General features: G+C 62.0%; 8 protein-coding genes and 1 pseudogene. 4 read left to right on the top strand and 5 right to left on the bottom strand.

The genetic code is table 11. The annotated features are described in order from the left end of the window. The 3 genes from WCA85_RS16260 to WCA85_RS16270 form a co-directional block, all read left to right on the top strand. A partial coding sequence (locus WCA85_RS16260; protein ID WP_424065554.1) for a helix-turn-helix transcriptional regulator occupies positions 1-689 on the top strand: 689 nt, incomplete at its 5' end. A gap of 111 nt (positions 690-800) precedes the next feature. Beyond that, entirely contained in the window at positions 801-2,207 is a 1,407-nt protein-coding gene (gene argH, locus WCA85_RS16265; protein ID WP_424065555.1) for an argininosuccinate lyase, read from the top strand. A 141-nt stretch (positions 2,208-2,348) separates the two neighbouring features. Continuing rightward, positions 2,349-3,272 (top strand): bestrophin family protein, encoded by a 924-nt coding sequence (locus WCA85_RS16270; RefSeq protein WP_424065557.1) that lies wholly within the window; start codon positions 2,349-2,351, stop codon positions 3,270-3,272. A gap of 33 nt (positions 3,273-3,305) precedes the next feature. On the opposite strand, the gene WCA85_RS16275 is transcribed toward WCA85_RS16270, so the two are convergent. The 5 genes from WCA85_RS16275 to apbC all read right to left on the bottom strand — a co-directional run bounded on the left by WCA85_RS16275 (position 3,306) and on the right by apbC (position 9,001). Then, entirely contained in the window at positions 3,306-4,019 is a 714-nt protein-coding gene (locus WCA85_RS16275) for a lysozyme inhibitor LprI family protein (RefSeq protein ID WP_424065559.1), read from the bottom strand. A gap of 2 nt (positions 4,020-4,021) precedes the next feature. Further along, a complete protein-coding gene (locus WCA85_RS16280; protein WP_424065561.1) occupies positions 4,022-6,310 on the bottom strand; it encodes an Orn/Lys/Arg decarboxylase N-terminal domain-containing protein in 2,289 nt (762 codons plus the stop codon). Positions 6,311-6,397: 87 nt separating this feature from the next. Next, entirely contained in the window at positions 6,398-6,967 is a 570-nt protein-coding gene (gene dcd / locus WCA85_RS16285) for a dCTP deaminase (RefSeq protein WP_424065563.1), read from the bottom strand. 291 nt (positions 6,968-7,258) lie between these two features. Beyond that, complete coding sequence (locus tag WCA85_RS16290) at positions 7,259-7,792, bottom strand: superoxide dismutase family protein (RefSeq protein ID WP_424065564.1); 534 nt, start codon at positions 7,790-7,792, stop codon at positions 7,259-7,261. Between the two features lie 120 nt (positions 7,793-7,912). Continuing rightward, positions 7,913-9,001 carry an iron-sulfur cluster carrier protein ApbC gene (gene apbC / locus WCA85_RS16295; protein ID WP_424065566.1) on the bottom strand — a complete coding sequence of 363 codons (1,089 nt, stop codon included), beginning with the start codon at positions 8,999-9,001 and terminating at the stop codon, positions 7,913-7,915. 308 nt (positions 9,002-9,309) lie between these two features. Here apbC and WCA85_RS16300 point away from each other — a divergent pair. Beyond that, a pseudogene (locus WCA85_RS16300) lies at positions 9,310-9,408 on the top strand (OmpA family protein); the annotation flags it as partial.

A 9,408-nucleotide genomic window follows, 5' to 3' on the forward strand; every position in this document is an offset into this window, starting at 1 on the left:
GGCCGCGGCGGCGCACGCCGGGCCTGCGCCGCGAGGAAGTGGCGCAATTGTGTGGCGTGAGCCCCACCTGGTACACCTGGATCGAACAGGGACGGCCGGTGTCCGCCTCCGCTGACGCACTCGCGCGGATTGCCGTAGCGCTGCAACTGTCGCGGGCCGAGCGGGCCTATCTGTTTGAACTGGCCGCGCAACGCGATCCGGCCGAGCCCGATCCGGCCGCCGCCGAAGCGCCCGCCACCCTGCTCGAAACAGTCCAGCTGGTCAACGCCCCGGCTTATGTGCTCGACCGCCAATGGAACGCGCTTGCCTGGAACGCGCGGGCAGCGGATCTGTTCGTGGGCTGGCTCGACGGCGCGCACGACCGCAACCTTCTGCGTTTCACCTTCACGGAGCCAGCGGCGCGCGCGCTGATCGTCGATTGGGAGACCCGTGCGCGGCGCCTCGCGGCCGAATTCCGCGCGGACTCGATCCGCCATCTGAACGATGCCCCCACGCGCGGCCTGATCGATACCCTGACGAGCACAAGTGACGCTTTTGCGCGCTTCTGGGCGTCGCAAGACGTAGGCGAGCGCGAAGGTGGTCGGCGCGAGTTCAACCATCCGCTCGAAGGCTATGTGGTGTACGACCAGATCACGTTTAAGCCCGCGCATCGGGAAGATCTGAAGCTGGTGGTGCTGGTGCGCGAATAGCGGCCGTCCCGCGATTGCCCCGCTCCCGGATGTTAAAATCGTTCTCCTGTTCGCTTCGGCTGCGCCGCTACTGCCGAGAACTTTTCCACTGCACGTTCACTGCCCAACACCATGACGTCCCAACTGCACAAAAAAGGCGAAGCCTGGTCGGCTCGCTTCTCGGAGCCGATGTCGGAGCTCGTCAAACGCTATACGTCGTCGGTTTTCTTCGACAAGCGGCTAGCGCTAGTCGATATCGAAGGCTCGCTCGCGCACGCCGCGATGCTTGCTGCGCAGAAGATTATCGGCGCCGACGACCTTGCGGCGATCCAGCGCGGCATGGCGCAGGTCAAGGGTGAGATCGAGCGTGGCGAGTTCGAGTGGCAACTCGATCTGGAAGACGTCCACCTGAACATCGAAGCACGCCTGACGGCGCTGATCGGCGATGCGGGCAAGCGCCTGCACACGGGCCGCTCGCGCAACGACCAGGTCGCGACGGACATTCGTTTGTGGCTGCGCGGCGAGATTGACCGCATTGGTGGCTTGCTGACGGATCTGCGCACTGCGCTGCTGGACCTCGCCGAGCAGAATGCGGAAACCATCATGCCTGGGTTCACGCACTTGCAGGTTGCGCAGCCGGTGACGTTCGGCCATCACTTGCTGGCCTACGTTGAGATGTTCTCGCGCGATGCCGAGCGCATGCGCGATTGCCGCGTCCGCGTGAACCGTCTGCCTTTGGGCGCGGCGGCACTGGCTGGCACGAGCTATCCGATTGACCGTCATGCGGTGGCGAAGACGCTGGGCTTCGACGGGATCTGCGCAAACTCGCTGGACGCTGTATCGGATCGCGACTTTGCGATTGAATTTACCGCGGCTTCGGCGCTAGTGATGACGCACGTGTCGCGCTTCTCGGAAGAACTGGTGCTGTGGATGAGTCCGCGAGTGGGCTTTATCGATCTGGCGGACCGTTTCTGCACGGGCTCTTCGATCATGCCGCAGAAGAAGAATCCGGATGTGCCGGAACTGGCGCGCGGCAAGACCGGCCGGGTGAATGGGCATCTGATGGCCCTGCTGACGTTGATGAAGGGCCAGCCGCTGGCGTATAACAAGGACAACCAGGAAGACAAGGAACCGCTGTTTGACACCGTGGATACGGTGGCCGACACGTTGCGGATTTTTGCGGAAATGGTGGCGGGGATTACGGTGAAGCCGCAAGCGATGCGGGCCGCGGCGCTGCAGGGATTTTCTACTGCGACGGATCTGGCGGATTATCTGGTCAAGCGTGGTTTGCCGTTCCGTGATGCGCATGAGGCGGTGGCACATGCTGTGCGGATCTGTGTGGATCGGCAGTGTGATCTGGCGGATCTTTCACTCGATGAGATGCGTGCGGAGTTGCCTAATGTGGCGCATCTGATTGGTGAGGACGTGTTTGAGTATTTGACGCTTGAAGGGTCGGTGGCTAGCCGGAATCATCCGGGGGGGACGGCGCCGGAGCAGGTTCGCGCGGCGGTCGTTGCTGCGCGGGCTTTGTTGAAGTAGTTCTTCACTCGCTGCGCTTCGTTTGGTTGTTGAAGGCGGACCTTTTCGCAGAAGGTTCGCCTTTTGTTTTTTGGGTCCGCATCCGAGCCCACATTAGCGATAATAAAAGCTCATCAAGCCCGACGCTGATAAGAAACCGCGATGATCATCCGCCCCAACCTGCACTGGTTCCGCATGCTGCTAGCCTGGCGCGGCTCCGTCCTGCCACGCCTCCTGCCGCGCCTGTTCCTGATCTTCTGCATCTCAATCATTGCCGTCGCGGGCCACGATCACATCCTGAAGATCACGGTCAAACTCAGCCCCACGCCCTTCTCGCTCATGGGCATCGCCCTCGCCGTGTTCCTGGGTTTTCGCAACAACGCCAGCTACGACCGCTGGTGGGAAGCACGAAAACTCTGGGGTCAACTGCTCAACGACGCCCGCTCGATGACCCGCCAGACGCTCACCCTGCCGCGCGAGCCAATCGATCCCGTCGACGTCCGCGAATTCATCCAGGTGCTGGGTACGCTCCCCCACGCGCTGCGTCATCAGCTCCGCCAAACCAACCCAACCGAAGACCTAGCCGCGCGTCTGCCCGCGCCCTTGTTCGAGCGCGTCATGGCCAGCCGCTATCGACCGGCCACCCTCATGTTGTGGCTCGGTGAATGGGTACAGCGCAACGCACGCACAGGCGCCATCGATCCGATGGCCGTGCTCGCCTTCGATCGCAATCTCACTACCTTGTCGGATGTCATTGGCGGTTGCGAGCGTATCGCCTCCACGCCGCTGCCGTTCGCCTACTCGGTGATGATTCACCGCACGGTCTATTTTTTCTGCGCCTCGCTACCCTTCGGGCTGGTGGACAGCATCGGCATCTTTACGCCGCTCTTCTCGGTGTTTGTCGCGTACACGTTCATGGCGCACGAAGCCATCGCCTCGCAGATCGAAGAGCCCTTCGGCACGGACGACAACGACCTCGCCCTCACCACGATGTCCGCGTTCATCGAAGACGCCGTGCGCGATCTGCTCGCCGAACCTTCGCTGCCAAGGCCGCAGTCTGGCCAGGAAGGAGTCTTGCTCAATTGAAGTGAAGGCATAAGCACACGCCCGCCGCCTCACTCAGTCGTTACCAACCGTCTCCGACAGTCGCTTGAGCGTCGCGACCCGCGCGCCGATGATGTCGACCCGACCGCGCGCATCAGTCACCGCTGTCGCGGCGTCGAGATACGCAGTCCATGCACGCTGCGCCTTCACGAGCGTAGGACGGGCACGAGCCGGCATGCGCGTCTGCAAACGGTGATAGTAGCGGTTCATATCGAAAGTGGCGTGCTCGCACAGCGCGTCCGCAGTACACGCTCGCGCTCTCTCCGGCGCTCTCGCACCGGTTCCGGCCGCGGCGAGCGCGCTGCGCAGCAACAGCGCGCGGTCGCGCACCGGTTGCAATTGCATATCCGCCTCGGTCAACTGATACGCCGTGCCGTGCGTGGTCGCAAACACCGCGTCGTACAGCGAGGACTGCGCATCACGCGACGCCTCCCAGCGCGTCTGGCTCGCTTCCCACGCCTTGCGCTTGTCAGCCGGCAATTTGCTCTGCAATTGCTGATACGCGACGTTGATCGCGGCCACCCAGCCGAGCCGCGCCGTTTGCATGCACTCAAGCTGCCCCGCCGTCGACGACATATCGCTGCGCGCAAGGCAAGCGCGCATCGCCGCATCGATGGGATCGGCGGCGGCGACTTCGGCGTGCGCGTTCGTCGACACCGCCAACAGCAACGTTAGCGCCGTCGCAACGGCGCGCAGCCACTCGCCGCCGGTCTGTTGCACCCTGCTCATTCTCAGGAGGCGCGCACGCAATCGACGAAGTATTCGATGCGCCCGTTGATCGTTTCTCCCACCAGACCGTGGATATCCGTGTGGAAGCCGGGGAAACGCTCGTTGAACTCGCGAGCGAAACGCAGGTAGTTGACGATGGTCTTGTTGAAGCGCTCACCCGGAATCAGCAGCGGAATACCCGGCGGATAAGGCGTGAGCAAAATGGACGTCACACGGCCTTCGAGTTCGTCGATAGGCACGCGGTCCACATCACGGTGTGCGAGTTTCGCAAACGCTTCAGACGGCTTCATGGCCGGCTCCATGCTCGACAGGTACATCTCGGTCGTCAGACGCGCGATGTCATTGGCGCGATAGACGCTGTGGATCTGCTCGCACAGATCGCGCAGGCCAATGCGCTCGTACATCGGATGATGCGACACGAACTCCGGCAACACGCGCCACAGCGGCTGGTTGTTGTCGTAATCGTCCTTGAACTGCTGCAACTCCGTGACCATCGAGTTCCAGCGGCCCTTCGTGATGCCGATCGTGAACATGATGAAGAACGAATACAGCCCGGTCTTCTCGACGATGATGCCGTGCTCGGCCAGGTACTTCGTGACGATCGCCGCCGGAATGCCGGAGTCGCCGAAGTCGCCGTCCACGTCGAGTCCCGGCGTGATGATCGTCGCCTTGATCGGGTCGAGCATGTTGAAGCCTTCCGCGAGCGGGCCGAAGCCGTGCCAGCGGTCGTTCGGGCGCAGCATCCAGTCTTCGCGCGAGCCAATGCCTTCATCGGCGAGTTCTTCCGGACCCCAGACCTTGAAGAACCATTCGTCGCCGTATTCGTCGTCCACCTTGCGCATCGCGCGGCGGAAATCCAGCGCTTCGGCAATCGACTCCTCAACCAGCGCAGTGCCGCCCGGCGGCTCCATCATGGCCGCGGCCACGTCGCACGAAGCGATGATCGCGTACTGCGGGCTCGTCGACGTGTGCATCAAATACGCTTCGTTGAAGCGGTGCTTGTCGAATGTGCTGTTCTCGGAGTCCTGCACGACGATCTGCGAAGCCTGCGAAATGCCGGCCAGCAGCTTGTGCGTCGAGTGCGTCGCGAACACCAGCGCGCCGGTACGCGGACGGCCCGCGCCGATCGCGTGCATGTCCTGGTAAAACTCGTGAAACTCGGCGTGCGGCAGCCACGCCTCGTCGAAGTGCAGCGTGTCGAGCAGATCGCCCAGCAGATCCTTGATCATCTCGACGTTGTAGATCACGCCGTCGTACGTGCTTTGCGTGATCGTCAGAATGCGCGGCTTCAGATTCGGGTTCTTCGCCAGCGCTTCACGTGCGAACGGATTCGCCTCGATCTTCTTGCGAATGTTTTCCGGCTTGAACTCGTCGCGCGGAATCGGTCCGATGATGCCGAAGTGATTGCGCGTAGGCGTCAGAAACACCGGGATCGAACCGGTCATCGTGATCGCGTGCAGGATCGACTTGTGGCAGTTGCGGTCCACCAGCACGATGTCGCCCGGCGCAACGGTCGCGTGCCAGACGATCTTGTTCGAGGTCGACGTGCCGTTGGTCACGAAGAACAGGTGATCGGCGCTGAAAATGCGCGCGGCATTGCGCTCGGAAGCCGCAATCGGGCCGGTGTGGTCAAGCAGCTGGCCGAGTTCGTCGACGGCGTTACACACGTCGGCGCGCAGCATGTTCTCGCCGAAGAACTGATGGAACATCTGGCCAAGCGGATTCTTCAGGAACGCCACGCCGCCCGAGTGCCCCGGGCAGTGCCACGAGTACGAACCCTCTTCCGCGTACTGCACCAGTTCCTTGAAGAACGGCGGCGAGAGGGAGTCCAGATAAACCTTCGCCTCGCGAATGATGTGGCGCGCGACGAATTCCGGCGTGTCCTCGAACATGTGAATGAAGCCGTGCAGCTCACGCAGGATGTCGTTGGGCAAATGGCGCGAGGTGCGCGTCTCGCCGTACAGGAAGATCGGAATGTCAGCGTTGCGGCGCCGCACTTCAGTCACGAACGCCCGCAGCGCGACAATCGCGGCGGCCAGTTCGGGCGTGTCGCCTTCGACCGCCACGTTGTCCACGTACGGCAGCAATTCATCGTCGTCAATGGACAGGATGAAGCAGGACGCGCGGCTCGACTGCTGCGCGAAGGAGGTCAGATCGCCATAGCTCGTCAGCCCGAGCACTTCCACGCCTTCTTTCTCGATTGCTTCTGCGAGAGCCCGGATGCCAGAACCCGAGATGTTCTCGGAGCGGAAATCTTCGTCAATGATGACGACGGGAAAACGAAACTTCATGGGCGATTCTCCAAAAAGAACGACCGCTGCGCCTTGATAAAGTGCAGCGGTCACCCGTATAGCTGGTGGGTCAGTACGCTGCGGGCGTCACGTTTTGGGCAACGTCACGCCGTGCTGACCTTGATATTTGCCGCCGCGATCCGCGTACGACGTCTCACAAATTTCGTCGCTTTCGAAAAACAGCACCTGGGCGACGCCTTCGTTCGCATAGATTTTGGCAGGCAAAGGTGTCGTATTTGAGAACTCCAGCGTCACGTGCCCTTCCCATTCCGGTTCGAACGGCGTGACGTTGACGATAATCCCGCAACGCGCATAGGTCGATTTACCCAGACATACCGTCAGCACACTGCGCGGAATACGGAAATATTCGACAGTGCGCGCCAGCGCGAACGAATTCGGCGGGATGATGCAGACGTCGCCCTTGAAATCGACAAACGACTTCTCGTCAAAGTTCTTCGGATCGACGATGGTCGAGTTGATGTTCGTGAAGATCTTGAATTCGTTGGCGCAGCGAATGTCGTAGCCGTAGCTCGACGTGCCATAGCTGACGATCTTCCGGCCGTCCTCGGAAACGCGCACCTGATCGGGCGCAAACGGCTCGATCATGTTGTGCGACGCGGCCATGCGGCGGATCCACTTGTCGGATTTGATGGTCATAGTTGAACGCTGCTCGCCGGGTTAAATGCGGGATAAATTCGGGGCGACGCCCGGCCGTGGCCCGTCGGGGCGTTTGCCGCCGGACGAAAGGCGCTTATTTTACGCGATCAGCGCGACACTGCTGCAACTGCCGCACACCAGCCCGGACCTGAGCGTGACATAGCGCTAAATGGGGCGCGCCGGAACCTGGGGGTGAGCACGTATCTGGGAACCGCAATCGTTTGCTGCGATGCAGCGCAACCGGGAGAAGCGACGCATGATGCCTGGTGCATCCTGACGCCGCCCGCTGCGTTACGGGTGGATGACACCGCAGGCCAGCGGCGCACCTGCACCATGCGGCGGCCACGCGTACTGATCGGAGGCATCGCGATGCAGCAGTACTGACCGTTGCAGCACCGAGCGAATGCCGTCGAGCGAGACGTCGGGCGCGACGATAAAGCCCGCGGCCACGCCATTCGAATCCGCGTGAATGTTGCCGAGATCGCCTTCCACCCGCGCGCCAATCTTCAGACGCTCAGCGGCCGGCGCAAATACGGCGCCCGCGCTGGAACCGTCAGTGGAATTGCAGTCGCCGCGCTCGTGCACCTGCAGTGCGTGGTCGCTATCGGGCGGCAAGCCCGAGATGTTGTAAGTCACCTGCACGCCATCCGAACGCTCGATGAAAGTCACCAGACCGCGCGCCTGGCTTCCCACGGCCGGCAGCAGTTGTGCTTCGGCGCGTTTCTCCTGTGGTCTCAGGAATGCAGTGCATCCGCATAAAAGCAGACTGCTGGCAGCCAGGACGATGAACGCATGCACCGCCTGCCCGTCGATTTTTTTTCCCATGCGATCCTCTTGTCGACCGCCGGCCGCCCCTGCGGTCGCCGAGCCGAACCTGATGAAGTCGACATGATACCGCGAGCGGAGGCCCGTCCAACGCCTTCCGCCCGCCTTCCGAACGGATACTCAGGTGTTCTGCACAACGATGTTCGGAAACTTCGAGGTCATGTCCCGCGCTCGCTCGGCGATATGAATCGCCACCTTGCGGGCAATCTCGCGGTAAATCTCCGCGATCCGGCCGTCCGGATCGGCCACCACGGTCGGCCGCCCGGAGTCGGCCTGCTCGCGAATGGCGATATCGAGCGGCAGGCTGCCGAGCACCTCAACGCCGTATTCCTTGGCCATCCGCTCGCCGCCGCCCGCGCCGAAAATATGCTCTTCGTGGCCGCAGTTCGAGCAGATGTGAATGCTCATGTTTTCTACGATGCCGAGAATCGGAATGCCCACCTTCTCGAACATCTTGAGGCCCTTCTTCGCGTCGAGCAGCGCAATGTCCTGCGGCGTCGTGACGATCACGGCGCCCGTCACCGGCACACGCTGCGAGAGCGTCAACTGGATGTCGCCAGTGCCCGGCGGCATATCGACGATCAGGTAGTCAAGATCTTGCCAGTTGGTCTGCCGCAGCAGTTGTTCGAGCGCGGAGGTGGCCATCGGGCCGCGCCAGACCATCGGGTTGTCCTGCTCGATCAGAAAGCCGATCGAATTAGCCTGCATGCCGTGGCCCTGCATCGGGTTCATCGACTGGCCATCCGGCGATTCCGGGCGGCCCTCGATGCCGAGCATCATCGGCAGCGAGGGCCCGTAGATGTCCGCGTCCAGCACCCCGACCGACGCGCCTTCGCTTGCGAGCGCGAGCGCCAGATTGACCGCAGTGGTGCTCTTGCCGACGCCGCCCTTGCCCGACGCCACCGCGACGATGTTCTTCACATTCGGCAACAGTTTTACCCCGCGTTGCACGGTGTGCGCGGCGATCTGCTGCGACACCTGCACGCGCGCGTCGGTTACGCCCGGGACGGCGCGCAGCGCGTCACCGACCAGACGTCCGATCGCTTCAAACTGCCGTTTGGCCGGATAGCCGAGTACCACGTCCACACTAACCGTGACACCATCAATGGCGATGTTTTTGAGGTTCTTCGCCGCCGCAAACGGGTGGCCCGTGTTGGGGTCAGCGACGTGCGCGAGGGCTGCGTCGACCAGTGCCCGATCAATGCTCATTGAAACTCCGTGGGGAACACTTGCGGCGCGGCGGAATCGAAATTTCGGCCGCCAGCCGGAAATTGAAAAAAATTGTTATGTGGGATTGCGAAAATCAGCCTTGCCATGCACCCTTCGGCAGCAGCAGCCCGCAGGGTCGCATCGCGATGTACTTCAGTCATCATTGTAGTGGCTGATGCTGTGCCTTGCCGGAAGACCCTTTTTCACTGTCAGAGCGGACGGTTCAGTTTCACCGATGTTTCCGCGGCGTCTGCTACGGTGTCATCCGTCAACGTCGACAAGCTTCAATAAACAAGAGAGGATTCACAATGAATGTAAAACTCATGACTCGCGTGGCCGTTTTCGCGGTCGCCGGTTCGCTGCTGGCCGGCTGCGCAACCCAGCAAGGCACTAACACGGCCGTCGGC

Source organism: Paraburkholderia sp. (assembly GCF_049581445.1).
GTDB lineage: Bacteria > Pseudomonadota > Gammaproteobacteria > Burkholderiales > Burkholderiaceae > Paraburkholderia.